Source organism: Novosphingobium sp. TK71, assembly GCF_055361505.1.
On record NZ_CM143962.1, the window covers coordinates 3,126,179 to 3,143,699 of the forward strand.

The 17,521-nt window shown below is 64.8% G+C and carries 20 protein-coding genes; 11 read left to right on the forward strand and 9 right to left on the reverse strand.

Annotated features, from left to right (window positions below):
* Window positions 1-164: 164 nt before the first annotated feature.
* The 7 genes from rnpA to ACXJ16_RS14740 all read left to right on the forward strand — a co-directional run bounded on the left by rnpA (window position 165) and on the right by ACXJ16_RS14740 (window position 6,481).
* Window positions 165-548 carry a ribonuclease P protein component gene (gene rnpA / locus ACXJ16_RS14710; RefSeq protein ID WP_054439403.1) on the forward strand — a complete coding sequence of 128 codons (384 nt, stop codon included), beginning with the start codon at window positions 165-167 and terminating at the stop codon, window positions 546-548.
* A complete protein-coding gene (yidD, locus tag ACXJ16_RS14715) occupies window positions 545-790 on the forward strand; it encodes a membrane protein insertion efficiency factor YidD (RefSeq protein ID WP_420719849.1) in 246 nt (81 codons plus the stop codon). The genes rnpA and yidD overlap by 4 nt, the downstream gene beginning before the upstream one ends.
* Before the next feature lie 59 nt (window positions 791-849).
* Complete coding sequence (gene yidC, locus ACXJ16_RS14720) at window positions 850-2,619, forward strand: membrane protein insertase YidC (RefSeq protein ID WP_324697043.1); 1,770 nt, start codon at window positions 850-852, stop codon at window positions 2,617-2,619.
* A gap of 8 nt (window positions 2,620-2,627) precedes the next feature.
* Entirely contained in the window at window positions 2,628-3,269 is a 642-nt protein-coding gene (gene yihA / locus ACXJ16_RS14725) for a ribosome biogenesis GTP-binding protein YihA/YsxC (RefSeq protein ID WP_054439408.1), read from the forward strand.
* A gap of 222 nt (window positions 3,270-3,491) precedes the next feature.
* Window positions 3,492-4,628 carry a DUF47 family protein gene (locus ACXJ16_RS14730; protein WP_082370457.1) on the forward strand — a complete coding sequence of 379 codons (1,137 nt, stop codon included), beginning with the start codon at window positions 3,492-3,494 and terminating at the stop codon, window positions 4,626-4,628.
* A gap of 16 nt (window positions 4,629-4,644) precedes the next feature.
* Window positions 4,645-5,646: an inorganic phosphate transporter gene (locus tag ACXJ16_RS14735; RefSeq protein WP_054439411.1), complete on the forward strand. Its 1,002-nt coding sequence runs from the start codon at window positions 4,645-4,647 to the stop codon at window positions 5,644-5,646.
* 172 nt (window positions 5,647-5,818) lie between these two features.
* A complete protein-coding gene (locus ACXJ16_RS14740; RefSeq protein WP_054439413.1) occupies window positions 5,819-6,481 on the forward strand; it encodes a glutathione S-transferase family protein in 663 nt (220 codons plus the stop codon).
* A 4-nt stretch (window positions 6,482-6,485) separates the two neighbouring features.
* On the opposite strand, the gene ACXJ16_RS14745 is transcribed toward ACXJ16_RS14740, so the two are convergent.
* Window positions 6,486-6,947 carry a cupin domain-containing protein gene (locus ACXJ16_RS14745; RefSeq protein ID WP_185998529.1) on the reverse strand — a complete coding sequence of 154 codons (462 nt, stop codon included), beginning with the start codon at window positions 6,945-6,947 and terminating at the stop codon, window positions 6,486-6,488.
* Between the two features lie 70 nt (window positions 6,948-7,017).
* On the opposite strand from ACXJ16_RS14745, the gene dapE reads away from it, so the two are divergent.
* Together dapE and ACXJ16_RS14755 are read left to right on the forward strand one after the other, a co-directional pair.
* Window positions 7,018-8,148 carry a succinyl-diaminopimelate desuccinylase gene (gene dapE, locus ACXJ16_RS14750; protein ID WP_185998530.1) on the forward strand — a complete coding sequence of 377 codons (1,131 nt, stop codon included), beginning with the start codon at window positions 7,018-7,020 and terminating at the stop codon, window positions 8,146-8,148.
* A gap of 82 nt (window positions 8,149-8,230) precedes the next feature.
* Window positions 8,231-9,550 carry a dicarboxylate/amino acid:cation symporter gene (locus ACXJ16_RS14755; RefSeq protein WP_185998531.1) on the forward strand — a complete coding sequence of 440 codons (1,320 nt, stop codon included), beginning with the start codon at window positions 8,231-8,233 and terminating at the stop codon, window positions 9,548-9,550.
* A 116-nt stretch (window positions 9,551-9,666) separates the two neighbouring features.
* Here the strand turns inward: ACXJ16_RS14755 and ACXJ16_RS14760 are convergent, their stop codons facing one another.
* Genes ACXJ16_RS14760 through dapB form a run of 3 tightly spaced genes read right to left on the reverse strand, consistent with a single transcriptional unit; the run spans window position 9,667 to window position 11,467 of the window.
* Window positions 9,667-10,068: a hypothetical protein gene (locus ACXJ16_RS14760; RefSeq protein ID WP_463920881.1), complete on the reverse strand. Its 402-nt coding sequence runs from the start codon at window positions 10,066-10,068 to the stop codon at window positions 9,667-9,669.
* Window positions 10,069-10,082: 14 nt separating this feature from the next.
* Window positions 10,083-10,742 (reverse strand): endonuclease III, encoded by a 660-nt coding sequence (gene nth, locus ACXJ16_RS14765; protein WP_054439419.1) that lies wholly within the window; start codon window positions 10,740-10,742, stop codon window positions 10,083-10,085.
* Window positions 10,739-11,467, reverse strand: a complete 729-nt coding sequence (dapB, locus tag ACXJ16_RS14770) for a 4-hydroxy-tetrahydrodipicolinate reductase (RefSeq protein ID WP_324697031.1) — start codon at window positions 11,465-11,467, stop codon at window positions 10,739-10,741. Before dapB ends, nth begins: the two co-directional genes overlap by 4 nt.
* 36 nt (window positions 11,468-11,503) lie before the next feature.
* On the opposite strand from dapB, the gene ACXJ16_RS14775 reads away from it, so the two are divergent.
* Both ACXJ16_RS14775 and ACXJ16_RS14780 read left to right on the forward strand, forming a co-directional pair.
* Window positions 11,504-12,205: an NAD-dependent deacylase gene (locus tag ACXJ16_RS14775; RefSeq protein ID WP_054439576.1), complete on the forward strand. Its 702-nt coding sequence runs from the start codon at window positions 11,504-11,506 to the stop codon at window positions 12,203-12,205.
* Window positions 12,202-12,540, forward strand: coding sequence for a GFA family protein (locus ACXJ16_RS14780; RefSeq protein ID WP_324697029.1), 339 nt, complete (start codon window positions 12,202-12,204; stop codon window positions 12,538-12,540). Before ACXJ16_RS14775 ends, ACXJ16_RS14780 begins: the two co-directional genes overlap by 4 nt.
* Here the strand turns inward: ACXJ16_RS14780 and ACXJ16_RS14785 are convergent.
* From ACXJ16_RS14785 to rpsT, 5 genes are all read right to left on the reverse strand, one after another.
* Window positions 12,519-13,304, reverse strand: coding sequence for a HesA/MoeB/ThiF family protein (locus ACXJ16_RS14785; protein ID WP_324697027.1), 786 nt, complete (start codon window positions 13,302-13,304; stop codon window positions 12,519-12,521). The two genes, ACXJ16_RS14780 and ACXJ16_RS14785, sit on opposite strands and share 22 nt — an antisense overlap.
* On the reverse strand, window positions 13,301-13,723 hold the full coding sequence (locus tag ACXJ16_RS14790) for a DUF983 domain-containing protein (RefSeq protein ID WP_324697025.1): 423 nt from the start codon (window positions 13,721-13,723) through the stop codon (window positions 13,301-13,303). Before ACXJ16_RS14790 ends, ACXJ16_RS14785 begins: the two co-directional genes overlap by 4 nt.
* A gap of 83 nt (window positions 13,724-13,806) precedes the next feature.
* Complete coding sequence (locus ACXJ16_RS14795) at window positions 13,807-14,691, reverse strand: GGDEF domain-containing protein (RefSeq protein WP_292635606.1); 885 nt, start codon at window positions 14,689-14,691, stop codon at window positions 13,807-13,809.
* 252 nt (window positions 14,692-14,943) lie between these two features.
* On the reverse strand, window positions 14,944-16,377 hold the full coding sequence (dnaA, locus tag ACXJ16_RS14800) for a chromosomal replication initiator protein DnaA (protein WP_054439426.1): 1,434 nt from the start codon (window positions 16,375-16,377) through the stop codon (window positions 14,944-14,946).
* A gap of 768 nt (window positions 16,378-17,145) precedes the next feature.
* Window positions 17,146-17,409 carry a 30S ribosomal protein S20 gene (rpsT, locus tag ACXJ16_RS14805; RefSeq protein WP_054439428.1) on the reverse strand — a complete coding sequence of 88 codons (264 nt, stop codon included), beginning with the start codon at window positions 17,407-17,409 and terminating at the stop codon, window positions 17,146-17,148.
* Window positions 17,410-17,521: the final 112 nt, after the last annotated feature.

The following is a 17,521-nucleotide window of genomic DNA, read 5'->3' on the forward strand; positions in this document are numbered from 1 at the left end:
TCTTTCAGCCTCACGGCTGGATGCGGCACGGCCCGTGTCGCCATCCGAGTTCCCGTACCTTTCGGGGATTCGGATGGCGGCACGGGCCGCCGCCGTTTGCAAATCAGCGCTTTTTTCAGCGCGTAGTTTGTGATCGTCGATCGCCGACCCTATCTGTGACCGCGATGACCAGTGCCTACTCCACGATGACCAGGCGGGCCGACTTTGTTGCGGCCAATGCAGGCCTGCGAGTCGCTCGGCCGGGATTCGTGCTTCTTGCCAAGCCGAATGGCGGGCAGGGTATGCGGGCGGGTATCACCGTCACCAAGAAGATCGGCAATGCCGTCGTGCGCAACCGCATGAAGCGGCGCTTCCGGGCGCTGCTGCGCGAGATGTTGCCCGAACATGGCCTTGCCGACACCGACCATGTACTGATCGGCCGCGACAACGGCGTGGAGCGCGATTTTTCGTTGCTTCGCGAGGAACTGCTTGCTGCATTGACGCGGGCCGAAGCCGGCAAGGGCGATCCGCCTCGCCGCAAGGGCGGACCTCGCAGGGGCAAGCGGTGAAGCGCGCTCTGGCCTTCCTCTTTTCCCTGCCGGGAATCGTGCTGATTTTCATCGCACGCGCCTGGCAGCTCGGCCCTTCCCGCGTCATGCCGCCGACCTGCCGCTATGCTCCGTCATGCTCGCAGTATGCGATCGAGGCCGTGGGCAAGCATGGTGCGATTAAGGGTGGCTGGCTGGCGTTCAAGCGTCTATTGCGCTGCCAACCGTGGGGTGGGCACGGCTACGATCCCGTCCCCGACTGAATGAAATCGAGGCAGCCACAGGCGCTGCCGCCGACGCGAATACGACAGGAAAAGCCTTCGTGGATAAGCAGCGCAACATCATCCTGGCGGTCGTCCTGACCGCGCTCGTGCTCTTCGGCTGGGAGGCCGGGGTCGGGTATTTCTACCCGCAGGCGAACAAGCCCCAGCCGGTCGAGCAGGCCACTCCGACCGCGGGCAGCACCGGCAAGCCGACCCGCGAAGGCGGCCTCACCGATTCGGGCGAAGTCGCGCTGGAGCAGCAGGACCTCAAGACCGCGCTGACCGGCGGCAACCGCGTGCCGATCGCGGCGCCCGGCCTGTCGGGTTCGATCAATCTCAACGGCGGCGTTGTCGATGACCTGGTCATCAACCGTCACCGGGAAACGGTGAAGAAGGATTCGGGCCCCGTCCGCATCTATTCGCCCGCCGGCACTCCCGCGCAGCAGTTTGCGCGTTTCGGCTGGGTTGGGCAGGGCGTGAAGGCGCCGGGTCTCGACACTCCGATCGTGTGGACGGCGCCTGCCGGCGCACGGCTGACGCCGGCCACGCCCGTAACCCTGACGTGGGATAACGGTGCGGGCCAGCTCTTCACGCTGACGTACAGGATCGACGACAACTATCTCATCACCGTCGATCAGGCGGTGGCGAACAAGGGCCCGGCGCCCGTTACGCTTCAGGCCTTTGGCGTCGTCAACCGCACTGACCGTACGGCCAGCCTCGATACCTGGAACGTCCATTCCGGCCCGATCGGCGCGTTCGACGGCTCCGTGACGTTCGGCACCAATTACAAGGATGTCGTCAGCGCCGGCAATATCGATCAGGCGGGCAAGGCCGACTGGCTCGGCTTCACCGACGTCTACTGGATGTCGGCACTCGCCCCGGTCAACACCGCCGCAAAGGGCACTTTCCGCTCGCTCGGCAATCAGATTTTCCGCGCCGATCTCGTCTACGACCAGAAGATCGTCCAGCCCGGCCAGCGCCTGGCGGTGACGACCAAGCTCTTCGCGGGCGCCAAGGAGCACAATGTGCTCGACGCCTATGAAAAGGCGGGCATCCCCAACTTCGGCCTGTCGATCGACTGGGGCTGGTTCCGCTGGTTCGAGAAGCCGATCTTCTGGCTGCTCACCTCGCTGTTCAAGCTCGTCGGCAACTTTGGCGTCGCCATCATCCTGCTGACCGCCATCGTGCGCGGCATCATGTTCCCGGTCGCCCAGCGCGGCTTCGCCTCGATGGCCGCGATGCGCGCGATCCAGCCGAAGATGAAGGCGATCCAGGAGCGCTACAAGGACGATAAGCAGAAGCAGCAGCTTGAGATCATGGCGCTCTACAAGCAGGAGAAGGTGAACCCGCTCGCCGGCTGCCTGCCGATGTTCCTCCAGATCCCGGTGTTCTTCGCGCTCTACAAGACGCTGATCCTCGCGATCGAGATGCGCCACCAGCCCTTTGTGTTCTGGATCAAGGACCTTTCGGCGCCCGATCCGCTCCACATCCTCAACCTGTTCGGCCTGCTGCCGTTCGATCCGCCGAGCTTCCTGGCGATCGGCGTGCTCGCCCTGCTGCTCGGCGTGACGATGTACCTGCAGTTCAAGCTGAACCCGGCCCAGATGGACCCGGCGCAGCAGCAGGTCTTCGCGCTCATGCCCTGGTTCATGATGTTCGTGATGGCGCCGTTCGCCTCGGGCCTGCTGGTCTACTGGATTACCTCGAACCTGCTGACCATCGCCCAGCAGAAGTTCCTTTACAGCCGCCATCCGCAGCTCAAGGCGATGGCCGAGAAGGAAGCGCAGGACAAGGCGCGCGCCTCAGAGCGCGGCAAGAGCAAGGCCTGAGACACATCATGAACGAAGAACAGGCAGAACTGATCGAACAGGCGCGCAAGCTCTTTTCAGGACCGGTGACGTTCCTGAAGAGCGCGCCTGCGCTCAAGTTCCTGCCAGACCCCGACGCTCCGGAGATCGCCTTCTGCGGTCGCTCGAACGTCGGCAAGTCGTCGCTGCTCAATGCGCTGACCGGCCGCAAGTCGATCGCGCGCACTTCGGTGACGCCGGGCCGCACGCAGGAACTCAACTTCTTCGAGGTGGGGGAGCCGATGCAGTTCCGCCTCGTCGACATGCCGGGTTACGGCTTCGCCAAGGCTCCGCCCGCCGTCGTCGAGACGTGGCGGCGCCTGGTACGGGATTATCTGCGTGGCCGCGTCGTGCTGAAGCGCACGCTGCTGCTGGTCGATGCCCGTCACGGCGTGAAGACCGTGGATGCCGAGATGATGAAGATGCTGGACGAAGCCGCTGTCGGCTACCGCATCGTCCTGACCAAGTCGGACAAGATCAAGGCAAGCGAACTGGAAAAGGTCCACGCGGAAACCGTGGCTGAAGCGCGCAAGCATCCGGCGGCCTATCCGGAAGTGCACATCACGTCGTCGGAAAAGGGGCTTGGCATTGCTGAACTGCGCGGTGCGGTCTTCGGCGATTCGCTGACCTGATACTCCCGTCCTTCGACAGCTTTCCGGCGCGCCCCGCACCCGCGGTTGGCGCGCCGATTGCTTTTCAGGGATGCGAAACCTGTAACGCTGCGTTCGTAATTCGCGATCATCCTCGCCGCGAAGAACGTCTTGCCGGCAAAACTGCGAATGTGACGATTGCGTGACGGACGCAGTTCCCCTAGAGGCGCTCGGTCGCACCAATGAGAAGAAAGGAGTCTCGCCATGCGCCAGATCGCCGTTCTTCCCTATCGTACCGTCGGCCCTGCCGTGGATGCGCCTATCCAGATCCTGCTGATCACGTCGCGCAGCACCCGCCGCTGGGTAATTCCCAAGGGCGGGTTGATGAAGGGCCTGCTCCCTCACGCCGCTGCTGCAGCGGAGGCAGAGGAAGAGGCGGGCGTGCTCGGCGCGGCCTGTCCGGTTCCGCTGGGGTCGTATCGCTATCGCAAGCAGCGCGCCTCGGGCGCGTCGGTCTGGGCGGACGTTGACGTCTTCCCGTTCTCGGTAACCGAGGAACTCGATACCTGGGACGAACAACATCAGCGCGAACGGCGCTGGTTCTCTCTGTCCGACGCCGCTAAGGCGGTCGACGAAGAGGATCTTCGCGCGCTGATCCGTTCGTTCGGCGCGCGCGAGTTCCGCGCCGCCGCCAGTCCCGCGCGCCTGCTCGGCGCGGTGGCCGACAGGATGGCCGAAAAGACAGGGGTCAATACGATGTTTGCCTGGTTCCAGAAGCTGCTTCCGCAGCAGGGCAATTTCTTCGAGCTGTTCGAGCAGCAGGCTGCCACGCTGGTTGCCGGCGCGGATGCGCTGGCGCGACTCGCGCAGGGCGGTCCGGGTCGCGGACAGCACATTCGCGAGATCGAGGAACGCGAGCATGACGCGGACAATATCACCCGCGAAGTGCTCCAGACGGTGCGCCGCACCTTCCTGACGCCGTTCGATCGTTCGTCGATCACCAGCCTCATCACGACGATGGACGATGCCATCGACGAGATGCAGCAGGTGGCGACTGCCGTGAACCTTTACGAAGTGGCCGAGTTCGAGCCGGAAATGATCGACATGGCGGCGATCATCGTCGACGCCGCGCGCCTCACGGCCGAGATCATGCCGCTGCTGCGCAAGATCGCCGACAATGGCCATCGCCTGCATGAACTGACCGAGCGCCTCGTGCGCATGGAAGGCCATGCCGACGAGATCCATGCCGCCGGCCTCAAGCGCGTGTTCAAGGCGGATAGCGGAAAAGACGCTCTGCACTTCATCGTGCGCCAGGAAATGTTCAAGCGCCTCGAACGCGTGGTCGACCGTTTCGAGGACGTCGCGAACGAGATCGACGGTCTCGTGATCGATCACGCCTGACCGGCGGACACTCGACATGGAGCATACCCTCGCCCTGCCGCTGCTGTTCGGCCTCGTCGCGCTGGCGCTCGCCTTCGACTTCCTGAACGGGCTGCATGACGCTGCCAACGCCATTGCGACCGTGGTGGCCACGCGCCTGCTCTCGCCGGTCGTGGCCGTGCTGTTCGCCGCATTCGGCAATTTCGCCGCCTACTGGATCATGGGCCTCCACGTCGCCGAGACGGTGGGCAAGGGCATCATCGACAAGGACGCGGTGACGCCTGCTGTGGTGTTCGGCGCGCTCGTGGGCGCGATGTTCTGGAACGTGCTGACCTGGATCAAGGGCATCCCCTCGTCCTCCAGCCATGCGCTGATCGGCGGCCTGCTGGGCGCCGGCATCGCGGCGGCCGGGCCGGGTGTCGTCGAATCGGAAGGCACCGTGAAGACGGTCATCGCCATCGTCGCCTCGCCGGTGCTGGGCTTCATCCTGGCGATGGGCATGATGCTGCTGACCTCGTGGCTGTTCAAGGGCTCCACCCCGCGTGCGTCCAACGGCGTCTTCAAGACGCTGCATCTGTTCTCCTCGGCGGCCTACTCGATCAGCCACGGCGGCAACGACGCGCAGAAGACCATGGGCATCATCGCGGTGCTGCTCTATTCCACCGGGCACCTCGAAGGTGGCTTCCATGTGCCCGAATGGGTCGTGCTCGCCTGCTACACGGCGATCTCGATCGGCACGCTCTCGGGCGGGTGGAAGATCATCAAGACGATGGGCTCGAAGCTCACCAAGCTCAACCACCACTCGGGCTTCTGCGCCTCCACGGCCGGCTCGATCGTGGTCTTCGGGGCCAGCGCCATGGGCATTCCTGTCTCGACCACGCACGCCATTACCGGCGCCGTCGTGGGCACCGGCGCCGCCCGCCGTGCCAGCGCGGTGCGCTGGTCGGTGGCGAGCCGCGTCATCGTCGCCTGGTTCGTGACCATCCCGGCGAGCGCGGTCGTGGGCGCGCTGTTCTTCTATCTCACGCGCCTTTTCTAAAGGCACGCAGCGGATCGGTGAATGCCTGACCTTGGCAGTCATGGCGGAGCAGGGGGGCGTTTCTCTCCTGCTTTCCTCCTTCCCCTCCTGCGACACGTTGCGACGGCGTTCATCCTCGACTTTGCCAGGCTGAACCGATAGTTCCCTTGGTCAGCCTACGGGGAACTGCGCAGTGAAGCTTATTATCGGCAACAAGAACTATTCGAGTTGGTCGCTCCGCGGCTGGCTGGCCTGCAAGCAGTCGGGCCTTGCCTTCGAAGAGATCACGGTCCCGCTGTTCGGCGACGACTGGGAAGCCAAGCGCAGTTCCGACGATCTCGCACCGAGCCACGGCAAGGTGCCGATTCTCTGGGACGGCGAAGCGGTGGTGTGGGACAGTCTCGCCATCATTGATTATCTGGCGGACAAGGTCGGCCGTGACCGTTTCTGGCCGAAGCACGATGCCGCGCGCGCGATGGCCCGTTCGATGGTGGCCGAGATGCACTCCAGCTACATGGCGCTGCGCCGCGCCTGTCCGATGAACATCCGCACCCGTGTTCAGGGCGTGTCGCTGGGTGAGGATGTCCGCGCGGATGTCGTGCGCATCCTCACGCTCTGGGCGGAAGCGCGTGCCCGTTTCGGCAAGGGCGGGCCGTTCCTGTTCGGCACCTTCAGCGCGGCAGACGTGATCTACGCGCCGGTGGTCAGCCGCTTCCTCACTTACGGCGTCGGCGTTCCCGGCTTCGCGCAGGCCTATATGCAGGCCATGTGGGAGCACGAGTGGATGCAGCAGTGGATCAACGCCGCCGAGGCCGAGGACTGGGTCATCGAGCAATACGAGACCCCGGTCCAGTAGCACGCTATCGCAGGCGTCTGGCGGGGTAGGGAGTGCCGTCCTTGTGGAGGTAGCCCTGCTCGTTCCACATCATGTCGATGTCGGGATAGGAACCGCCCGCGTCCCGGCCTGCGCTGACCGCGATGAACACGCAGTCGGCATCGCTTTCGTTGCGCAGGTGATGGCCTAGCCGCACGCCCCTGGCCCAGGCGCATATGTCGCCGGGGCGCAGCACGGTGCGGCTGTCATCCTCGACCAGTACCGCCTCACCCGAGAGCATCACCAGCAATTCGTCCTCGCCCTCGTGCCAGTGGCGCTGGCTGGACCATGCTCCGGGCTTCAGCACGACATGGCTGGCGCCCATTTCGGTCAACCCGCCCACAGGTGCGAGGCGGCGCCACCAGCGACCCTCGACCGCCGTATCGAAAGGCGCCGGGTAGCCGGTGCCGTTCGAGGGTGGGATGGCTTCGATATCCAGTCTGGGCATGGTCGCTCTCCCGCGAAACGCTGTGCTTCGGCTATGGTCTTGGGCGCGCTCCTGTGCAATGGCCCGGGCCATGACCGAACCCGTACTCGCGCTCGCCGAAGCCCTGCTTGCCTGCCCCAGCGTCACGCCCGCAACCGGCGCGGTGTTCGATTGCCTGGAAAGCCAGCTCGCCCCGCTCGGCTTCGCGGTCCATCGCTTCCTCGCGGGTGAGGCACCAGACGGCCCGGTCGAGAACCTTTTCGCGATCCGCAAGGGCCCCGTGGGTTCGCGCCACTTCGCCTTCGCCGGCCACCTCGACGTTGTGCCTCCGGGCGAGGGCTGGAGCAGCGCTCCCTTCGCGCCGGAAGTGCGCGGCGAGCTGCTTTACGGCCGCGGTGCGGTGGACATGAAGGGCTCCATCGCCTGCATGGTTGCCGCCGCCGCGCAGATCCCGGCGGAAGCGGGTACGATCAGCTTCATCATCACCGGCGACGAGGAAGGCCCGGCGCGCTTCGGCACGCTCGCCCTGATCGATCACATGCGCGAAGTCGGCGAAATCCCTGACCTCTGCCTCGTCGGAGAGCCTACTTCGGTGCACCGCCTGGGCGACATGATGAAGATCGGCCGTCGCGGCTCGGTCAACATCTGGCTTGAGGTGGAAGGCGTGCAGGGCCACGTCGCCTATCCGCATCTGGCCAACAATCCGATCACCGGGCTGGTGGCGATGCTGTCCGAACTCGACGCCATCGTGCTGGACGAAGGGACCGACTGGTTCCAGGCCAGCAATCTTGAAGTGACCGACCTCACTGTCGGCAATCCGGCCACCAATGTGATTCCGGCCCGGGCCTCGGCGCGCATCTCGATCCGCTTCAACGACCTGCACACCGGCGAAAGCCTGTCGCGCCGCGTCACCGAGATTGCCGAGCGCCACGGCGGGACCGCGCGCCCGGTGATTTCGGGCGAGGCGTTCCTTACCGAGCCCGGCGCGTTCTCCGCCATGCTGGCGGAAGCGATCCGCGCCGAGACCGGGGTGGAGCCGGAGCTTTCCACCAGCGGCGGAACTTCGGACGCCCGCTTCCTCAAGGACCTTTCGCCGGTGATCGAGTTCGGCCTGTCGAACGCGACGATGCACAAGCGCGATGAAGCAGTGGCGATCCCCGATCTCGACATGCTCGTGCGCATCTATCGCCGCGTGACCGAGGCGGCGCTCGCGAGGCCCTGAACCTGACGGAAACTGTCCGGCCCGGCGTTGACCCGCCGGGTCACGCTGTTAGTGTCGCCAGCAATTTTGTTGCGAGGTGGGAATGGGCAGGCGCCTGACGCTATATATCATTATCGGCATGGTGCTGGGCATCGCCGTGGGCTGGGTACTGCACGCGAGCCTGCCGGCGGACGATCCGCGGCTTGCGGAATGGGCCGACTATTTCAAGCTGCTGCCCGACGTCTTCCTGAAGCTCATCAAGATGATCATCGCGCCGCTGGTCTTCGCGACGATCGTCACGGGCATTTCCGGCATGGGCGACAGCGCGGCGCTCGGCCGCATCGGCGGCAAGGCGCTGGGCTGGTTCATAACCGCCAGCCTGATCTCGCTCGGTCTCGGTCTGGTGCTGGTGAACCTGTTCAAGCCGGGTGTCGGCGCCGGCCTCACCACGGCGTCCGATCTCGGCAAGCTGGAAATGGGCGAATTGACGCTCCGCCATTTCATCCTCGAAATCTTCCCGAGCAGCGCCGTCGATGCGATGGCGGAAAACAACATCCTGCAAATCCTCGTCTTCTCGCTCTTCGTCGGGGTCGGGCTCACCGCGATCGGCGAACGCGGCGCGATCATCGTCAAGGTGAGCGAGGCACTGTCCGAACTGATGCTGCAGGTTACCGACTATGTGATGCGCTTTGCGCCTTTCGCGGTGTTCGGCGCGCTTGCCAGCGTGATCGCGGTGCGCGGGCTTGGCATCATCGTTACTTACGGCGTGCTTGTCAGCGAATTCTACTTCGCGATGCTTCTGCTCTGGCTGCTGCTGTTCCTCGTGGGTGGGATCTTCCTGCGCGGGCGGATCGTCACCCTGTTCCGCTACATCCGCGAGCCGCTGCTGCTCTCGTTCTCAACCGCATCGTCCGAAGCCAGCCTGCCGAAGCTGTTCGAGCAGCTTGACCGTTTCGGCGTGCCGCGCCGCATCTCGGGCTTTATCCTGCCGCTGGGCTACAGCTTCAACCTCGACGGCTCGATGATCTACATGAGCTTCGCGTCGATCTTCATCGCGCAGGCCTATGGCATCCACGTTCCCATCGGCACGCAGATCCTGATGCTGCTGACGCTGATGGTCAGTTCGAAGGGCATCGCCGGCGTGCCGCGCGCCAGCCTCGTGGTGATCGCGGCAACGCTGACGCAGTTCGGCCTGCCGGTGGAAGGCATCGCGCTGCTGCTCGGCATCGACACCTTCCTCGACATGGGCCGCTCGGCGACGAACGTCGTGGGAAATGCGGTGGCGACAGCTGTCATCACCCGCAGCGAGGGCATGCTCCAGCCTCTGGTCGATCCGGACGAGGAAATGCCTCACGCACCGACCCGGACTTCTTCGGACGGCCGCAGAGGGCTGAACGTCGATCCGGAGCAGTACGAGGCCTGAAGCGATAGCGCAGGGGAGCAACGCTTCCCTGCGCCACAGTAATGCAGGGCCGCGCAGCAATGAGCGCACGGCGTAACTGCGCGCGTTTCCATTCGAAGCGGCCGGGAATCTCCCGCTTATTGCTCCAGCTTTACGGGCGTGAACGGCGCCAGTCCGCAGCCGCCGCCGCGCTGGAAACCGTTCCCCACGCGGTTGAGCGGATAGATGATATCGTTCCGGCAGAGCTGCGAGAGCGAGGTCGCGTACGTAAAGCTGTCGGCGGATTTCAGCCCAGAGCAGCGGTTCGGCAGCGTTACCCGCCAAACCCGGTTTCCAGCGCCGCCGATGAAATCGATCGTCCAGTCGTCGCGGATGCGCGTGTTCGAGAACTGCGCCAGCGGCAGGCAGTCCTGCGAGGCGCCGATTGCCTGCGCGGCGGGGCTTGCAGGTGGCGGCGGCTTTGCCTCCTGCTGGGAGCAGGCGCTGGCGAGAAGCACGGCGGGGGCGAAGGGCACTAAGGCGATGTGACGGCGGAGCATGGACATCCTCCCGATCAGGCAGCCTTGCGAGCGGCTCCCTTCTCCAGAACCTTGTCCTTGTAGTCGCACAAGTCAATCACCGGGCAACGCCAGCACTCGGGCGTGCGCGCCTTGCAGATGTAGCGGCCGTGCAGGATCATCCAGTGGTGCGATCCCACCCGGAAAGGCTGCGGCACGCGCTTTTCGAGCTGCTTTTCGACTGCCAGCGGGGTCTTGCCCTTGGCAATCCCCGTACGGTTGCCGACGCGGAAGATATGCGTGTCGACCGCAAAGGTCTCGGCCCCGAAGGCGCAGTTCATGACCACGTTGGCGGTCTTGCGACCCACGCCGGGCAGTTCGACCAGCGCATCGCGGTCTTCCGGCACTTCGCCGTCATAGCGATCGACGAGGATTTCGGAGAGCGCGATGACGTTTTTGGCCTTGGAATTGAACAGCCCGATCGTCTTGATATGCTGTTTCAGACCTTCCTCGCCCAGCTCGACCATTTGCGCCGGGGTCTTCACCTCGCGGAACAGTGCGCGCGTCGCCTTGTTGACGCCGACGTCGGTCGACTGCGCTGAAAGCACCACGGCGACGAGAAGCTGGTAGTTGTTGCCGAATTCCAGCTCCGTCTCGGGCGAGGGATTAAGCTCGGCGAGACGGCGGAAGAATTCGAAAATCTCGGCCTTGTTCAAAGGTCCAGCACCTCGGGCATGGTATAGCGGCCTGCTTTCCTGCCGAGCAGCCACTGTGCCGCCTTGACCGCTCCACGCGCGAAGATCGTGCGGTTTTCGGCGAGGTGCGAGAACGACAGGCGCTCGCTGTCGGCCAGGAAATGTACGGTGTGATCGCCCGCAACGGTGCCGCCGCGCAGCGCCGCGAAGCCGATGGTCCCGCTCTCGCGCTTGCCGGTTATGCCGTCGCGGCCACGCACGGCCGCCTCGGGCAGGCTGACTTCGCGGCCCTTGGCTGCCGCCTCGCCAAGCAGCAGTGCGGTGCCGGAGGGGGCGTCGACCTTCATGCGGTGGTGAGTCTCGACGATCTCGATATCCCAGTCCTCGCCAAGGCGGCTCGCGGCTTCGCGCACGAGATGAGCGAGCAGGGTGACGCCGAGCGAGGTATTGCCGGTCTGGAGCACGGGGATCGTTTCGGCGGCGGTGTCGACCAGCCAGTGATGGCGTTCTTCAAGGCCGGTGGTGCCGATGACGATCGGCTTGCCGGCAGCCATGGCGGCATCGAGGTTGCCCTCAAGCGCGCCGGGGCTGGAAAAATCGATCAGCACGTCGGATTTGGCGGCCAGCGCTGTCACGTCGCCATCGCGGTCGATCCCGCCCGCAACTTCCTCGCCTGCAGCGGCGATAGCCTCCGCGATTGCGCGTCCCATGCGTCCTTCGCTGCCGATAATTCCGATTCGTGCCACTTGCCGTCTCCGTTGAAGGCTGGTCTCATGGCCGGGATGAAGGACATCCGCAACATCGTCATCCTTACCGGAGCAGGCGTTTCGGCCGAAAGCGGCATCGATACCTTTCGTGACGGAGGAGGGCTGTGGGAGCAGCACAGGGTGGAGGATGTGGCGACGCCCGAGGCCTTCGCGCGTGATCCCGATCTTGTCCTGCGCTTCTATGACATGCGGCGCGAAGCGATCCAGACCAAGGCGCCCAATGCCGCTCACCTCGCTTTGGCGAAGCTGGACCGGGAGTGGGAGGGCGAACTGCTGATCGTCACCCAGAATGTCGACGATCTTCACGAGCGGGCGGGCGCGCGGCGGGTGCTGCACATGCATGGAGAGCATCTCAACGCATGGTGCACGGCCTGCGACCTGCGTTCGCCCTGGAGGGGCCCGCTGATCGATCGCCCGCAGTGCCCGGAATGCGGCGAGGCGGCGCTCCGGCCCGACATCGTCTGGTTCGGCGAGATGCCCTACCGCATGGAGGAGATATTCGAAGCGCTGGAGCGGGCGGACCTGTTCGTCTCGATCGGCACTTCCGGCGCGGTCTATCCGGCCGCCGGTTTCGTGCGCAACGCCCGCGAATTCGGCGCGGCGACCCTCGAACTGAACCTGGAGCCCTCGCAAGGGACGCTCTGGTTCGACGAGGCGCGCCATGGCCCCGCAACCGAGCTGGTGGCGGCATGGGTCGATGAGATGCTTGCGGCATGAGCCTTCTTCGCGGCAGCTGTCACTGCGGCGCGGTCACTGTGGAGCTCACGGGCGATCCGCATGACGTTTGCGACTGCAATTGCTCGGTCTGCCGCCGGCTGGGAGCCCTGTGGTCCTATCACAGCCTTTCGAAAGTGCGGATCGAGGGAGCGCTCACCGGCTATCGGAGGGGGGAGGAAGTGTTGACCTTCTGGCACTGCCCGCAATGCGGCTGCACCACGCACTGGAGCCCGGTTGACCTTGCAAAGGACCGCATGGGCGTGAACATGCGGCTGTTTGCCCCCGAACTGCTCGCGCGGTTATCGGTCTATCATCACGACGGCGCGAGTGCCTGAACACCGCAGGCGCGGCAGCCGGGATCCTTGGCGATCCTGAGCGCGCGCATCGACGGGGCCATGCCGTCGATCAGGTGGAGCGTGCCGAACTGCGGATCGCCCAGCGCGGCCTTGCCGGCGAGCAGCACGCGCATGGCATGCATCGCCGCGAAAGTGCCGACCATGCCGACCATTGCTCCCAGCACCCCGTCCGCTGCGCAAGTGTCGCAGTCCTGGGCGTCGAAGGCGTCACCCACGAAGCACCGATAGCAGGCCTGGTCGGTCCGGTGTCCGGCGAAATTGGCGACTTGTCCCTGGAAGCGGCCGACTGCCGCACTCGTCAGCGGAATGCCCAATTCGACACAGGTATCCGACACCAGCAGCCGAGTCGCGAAGTTGTCACACCCGTCCAGTACCACGCTCGCGCCGGAGAGAATCCCTGCAGCGTTGTCACCCCCGAGACGCGTAACGCACGGCAGGATCTCAAGGCCAAGATCAAAGCGCCGCACCCATTCGGCCGCCGCTTCCGCCTTGGGCTTGCCGATATCCGATGGCGAATAAACCGTCTGGCGTTGCAGATTGCTGACGTCCACCGTGTCGTCGTCGATCAGCGTCAGCCGTCCTATGCCGGCTGCGGCGAGATACTGAAGGGCAGGACTGCCGATCCCGCCGCAGCCGACAAGCACCACATGAGCTTCGGCCAGTGCAACCTGGCCTGCACCGCCGACTTCGGGCAGCACGATATGGCGGGCGAAGCGCTGCAGTCGTTCGGGAGAAAGGATCATGGGGCGCCTGTATCTTCGGAAGTGGGGGCCTCGCGTTCGGGAATGCGTTCCTTGCGGAAGCCGTGCATTCCGAACCACCACTGCGTGGCGATGACCGCGCCCTTGGCAGGCTGGAGCATGCCGATCATCATCGCCACCGCAAGCGGGATCAGGATCGCGAACATAGCGGCCGGGCCCAGGTGAAAGTCCTTGGACAAGGCGATGATAAGCGGGGCCATCAGGTGCCCGGTCACGATCATCGCGATATATGCCGGAAAGTCGTCCGAGCGCTGGGGCGTGAGGTCCAGCGTGCACAGGGCGCAGCGATCTAGCGGTTTCAACCACTTGCGGAACAACCTGCCCTCGCCGCAGCGCGGACAGCGGCAGCGAATGCCGCGTAGCGCGGCTTGCGAATAGCTGGCGGGGAGGGCGGGAGTCATGCCCGGGGCCTACAGCATCGAAGGCGCGCGGGGCAAGGGAGCGGAATACCGGCCGGGCGAACAGCGTTCGCTGCCGCCGGGCGTCATTCGTTTCGCGAAATCCGCACATTGTTGCGCCCGCCATTCCTGGCGGCCATGAGCGCATTGCCCGCGATCCGGGTGGCGTCTTCGAGCTGCGCAAAGCTGCGGACCGGGGCGAGCCCGCAGGAGAGAGTGACCGGCCATTCGTCCCCCCGAAGCGTGGGGTCGAGCGCGATGCTGGCCTGAAGGCGTTCCATCACCAATCGAGCCTCGTCCAGCATGGTATCGGGAAAGAGAATGGCGAATTCGCCGCCGTTCCTGCGGCTGGGCAGATCGGAGCGGCGGACGCCGTGCTCCAGTCGGCGCGCGACCTCGCGCAGCAGCGAATCGCCGGTGGCGCGGCCGAACCGGTCGTTGATGGTCGCAAAACGGTCGATATCGATCAGCGCGAGCACGGCGTTGCCACCGTCGATGAGCACGCGTTCCGCCGAATCGAGGAAGCCGAAGCGGTTGCGCAGCCCCGTCAGCGCGTCTCGTTCGGCGGTCTCGAGTCTCGGCTCGGTCCGTGCCGCCGATTGCTGGACGGCAAGGGCCACGCCGTGGAGAAGCCGGCCGGCAAGGTCGTCGCCTCCGGTCGGCACCGGGCCGACATGCTCTCCGGCCTGCGCTGCGCGCAGCATCGCGGTTGCCTCGCGGATCGGGGCGAGCAGGGCATGGATGACGGATAGCGCGATGATCGCGCCGATCGCGGTTGCTGCGGCCATGAAGCCCAGCAGGTCCGTGCGCCAGATGCCGGTCACGGCCTGGAAGCCGGCGGCGGCCACCAAGGGCAGGCCTGCCGCGCCAAGGCAGGCGAGGAGGATTCGCCATTCATAGCGCCGGGGAAACACGAATGTCGTCGCCTGATAGAAGCGCATGGAGAATGCCTCTTCTTCGCCAGCGGGCATGGGCCCGGTTTCCAGCAGGCTAGCGCATCTCGCTTATTCAATGGTTAAAATTTTACACTCTTCGGTATCCGCGATGTTGCCGGAAGGGGTTCCGAGGCTTCTCGGGTGCTTCGCCCGGATAAGAAAAGAGCCCGAAAAACGCGCTCGACCGGCGCGTCTTTCGGGCTCTTTCCATGTCGTTAGCCTGCAGTGCAGGCTTGTGGACAAGTCTGTGTGAAGGCTGTGGGTTTTCGGAGGAAAGCTCCGAAAACCTCAGGATTCGAGCTGGCGCAGAAGCGAACGCACGTCGCCGTCCATGTCGGCGTCGCGGCTGCGCAGTTCCTCGATCAGGCGCACGGCATGGATTACCGTGGAGTGATCGCGGCCGCCGAACTTGCGGCCGATTTCCGGATAGGAGCGCGGGGTCAGCACCTTGGCGAGGTACATGGCCACCTGGCGCGGGCGCACGACGGCGCGGGCGCGGCGCTTGGAGCTCATCTCTGTCCGGTCGATCCGGTAGAACTGGCAGACCGTGCGCTGGATCTCGTCGATCGTGATGCGGCGGCGATTGGCCGAGAGGATGTCGGTAAGCTGTTCTTCTGCCAGCTGGAGCGAGACGGCCTGTCCGGTGAGCTGGGCATAGGCGATCAGCTTGTTCAAGCCGCCGACCAGTTCACGCACGTTGCGATTGATGGTGCGCGCCAGGAACTCGATCACGTCCGAAGGCACGTCCACAGAAGCAAAGCGGCCGAGTCGGTTTTCGAGAATCGAACGGCGCAGTTCGATGTCGGCCGGCTGGATATCGGCGACGAGGCCCATCGACAGACGCGAGAGCAGGCGAGGTTCCACGCCGTCGAGCGCCTGCGGCGCACGGTCGGCGGCGAAGACCAGGCGCTTGCCTTCCTGAAGCAGCGCATCGATCGTGTAGAGCAGTTCTTCCTGCGCCGATGCCTTGCCGATGATGAACTGGATATCGTCCACCAGCAGAAGGTCGAAGCCGCGCAGGCGCGACTTGAACTCGATCATCTGGTTCTGGCGCAGCGCCTGGACGAACTCGACCATGAAGCGCTCGGCCGAGCAGTAGAAGATCCGGGCGTGCGGATGATTCGCGAGATAGGCATGGCCGATCGCGTGAAGAAGGTGCGTCTTGCCCTGACCCGTCGCGCCCTTGAGGTAGAGCGGCGAGAACTGCGGCGTTTCGGTGGCCGACATGCGCTGTGCGGCATTGCAGGCGAGCACGTTGCTCTGGCCGGTCACGAACGAGGTGAAGGTCTGCGAGGCGTCGATCCCGGCCGGACCCTGGCCAAGCGCGGCGAAGGCTTCGCCCTGAAGCACGGCTGCCATCGAATCGGCGGTGCCCTGTGCCGAATCGTTCGCCGGGGCGCTGCTCGGGCGGCCGCCGCTGCCGAGACGCAGTTCGGGCAGCTGGCGACGGCCGGGGTGAACGAGGATGCGGACGTGGCGCACGTCGGGACGGGCGATCTTCCAGGCCAGCGAGAGACGGTCCGCGAAACGATCCGCCACCCAGTTCGCCGAGAACTCGGTCGGCAGGTACAGATCGAGGGTACCCGTTTCCTTGCAGTAGTTGCCCGGCTGGATCGGCTTGATCCACTGGCTGTGCGCCTGCTGGCCGAGATCCTTGCGCAGGCCCTGGCTGATGTCAGCCCAGTCTGCCGCCAGATTTACGGCTTCCTGATCCTCTTCCATCGCCACTCGTACCGCCTTCGATTTCTTGTTCACGCCGTTTGCGCCTTGACCTGCCGGAGACCGACCCACTGTTGAACCTGACACCTGGACCAACTCCCCTTTGTTGGCAGCTACCCCGAAATGTGGCCCCACTGTGGGCCGCGAAAATTAATAACCTTGGCGGAGCTGGCTTCCATGCGTTCGCGGACAAAACGTCCCTCAACTGCAGGTGCATGCCTGCAGCAGGTGTTTCGTCGCTGTCGATGTTCCCCGGCCAGTTCCGCTACGGCCGAGGACCCTTTTAGAAACGGGTTTGGCCGCGGTGCAATACGGCACTCCCCAAATAAAAAAAATTATGGCTGTTGACTCGCCTTGAGTGCCCAATTTCCGTCATGAAATGATTTATCGTTTAAAATCATATAGATGGTGCGTGGGTCCGGAAGCGATCTGTGCGAATCGCAACATTTCCGCGAGTTTGCCTGAAGGTGCGTTCAAGGGGCGCGCGAACGCGCTCGCGGAACCGGAGAATGACTCTCCGGCACCGTTCCCGTTCCGTACTCAGGCGTGATGGCGAGCCTTGCCGCTGGGGGTGCGAATCGCGCGAGGCGACTCAGAATCGGTCTCGGGAGAATCGCGCCGGGCGCGCGTCCTGCGACCTTTCGGCAGGCTGAAAAAGGCTCGGCCCGCGCTGCTATCTGATTTCCCGCCGTAATGACGGAAGTTCAGATGGCAGCGCGGGCCGGTGCCGCACGGTCAGGCGCGCCGTGTAGGCGTGCCTACCGGGAAAGATCAGCCGAGCGCGGCGACGCGCTTGGTGAGGCGCGAAAGCTTGCGCGAAGCGGTGTTCTTGTGAAGCACGCCGCGAGCAACGCCGCGAGCCAGTTCGGGCTGGGCTTCCTTGAGAGCTTCCGAAGCAGCACCCTTGTCGCCGCCGGCGATGGCCGATTCGACCTTCTTGATGAAGGTGCGGATGCGGCTGATGCGGTTCGTATTGATCTCCGCGCGGCGCTCATTACGGCGGATGCGCTTGCGGGCTTGCGGCGTATTGGCCATGTCGTTCCTCTGTCTGGCCGCCGGGCGGCCCAATTGCCTGATCGAATCTGATTTGGCGAGCGGACTCGCCGGAAAGCGCGCCCCTTAGCGGTGGAGCGCTGTTCCGTCAACC

Excerpts from the sequence above, each read along its gene's own strand:
- rnpA (WP_054439403.1), top strand. The coding sequence starts at position 165 with ATGACCAGTGCCTACTCCACGATGACCAGGCGGGCCGACTTTGTTGCG.
- yihA (WP_054439408.1), top strand. The coding sequence starts at position 2,628 with ATGAACGAAGAACAGGCAGAACTGATCGAACAGGCGCGCAAGCTCTTT.
- ACXJ16_RS14730 (WP_082370457.1), top strand. The coding sequence starts at position 3,492 with ATGCGCCAGATCGCCGTTCTTCCCTATCGTACCGTCGGCCCTGCCGTG.
- ACXJ16_RS14735 (WP_054439411.1), top strand. The coding sequence starts at position 4,645 with ATGGAGCATACCCTCGCCCTGCCGCTGCTGTTCGGCCTCGTCGCGCTG.
- ACXJ16_RS14745 (WP_185998529.1), bottom strand. The coding sequence starts at position 6,947 with ATGCCCAGACTGGATATCGAAGCCATCCCACCCTCGAACGGCACCGGC.
- dapE (WP_185998530.1), top strand. The coding sequence starts at position 7,018 with ATGACCGAACCCGTACTCGCGCTCGCCGAAGCCCTGCTTGCCTGCCCC.
- ACXJ16_RS14755 (WP_185998531.1), top strand. The coding sequence starts at position 8,231 with ATGGGCAGGCGCCTGACGCTATATATCATTATCGGCATGGTGCTGGGC.
- ACXJ16_RS14760 (WP_463920881.1), bottom strand. The coding sequence starts at position 10,068 with ATGCTCCGCCGTCACATCGCCTTAGTGCCCTTCGCCCCCGCCGTGCTT.
- ACXJ16_RS14775 (WP_054439576.1), top strand. The coding sequence starts at position 11,504 with ATGAAGGACATCCGCAACATCGTCATCCTTACCGGAGCAGGCGTTTCG.
- ACXJ16_RS14780 (WP_324697029.1), top strand. The coding sequence starts at position 12,202 with ATGAGCCTTCTTCGCGGCAGCTGTCACTGCGGCGCGGTCACTGTGGAG.
- ACXJ16_RS14785 (WP_324697027.1), bottom strand. The coding sequence starts at position 13,304 with ATGATCCTTTCTCCCGAACGACTGCAGCGCTTCGCCCGCCATATCGTG.
- ACXJ16_RS14790 (WP_324697025.1), bottom strand. The coding sequence starts at position 13,723 with ATGACTCCCGCCCTCCCCGCCAGCTATTCGCAAGCCGCGCTACGCGGC.
- ACXJ16_RS14795 (WP_292635606.1), bottom strand. The coding sequence starts at position 14,691 with ATGCCCGCTGGCGAAGAAGAGGCATTCTCCATGCGCTTCTATCAGGCG.
- dnaA (WP_054439426.1), bottom strand. The coding sequence starts at position 16,377 with ATGGAAGAGGATCAGGAAGCCGTAAATCTGGCGGCAGACTGGGCTGAC.
- rpsT (WP_054439428.1), bottom strand. The coding sequence starts at position 17,409 with ATGGCCAATACGCCGCAAGCCCGCAAGCGCATCCGCCGTAATGAGCGC.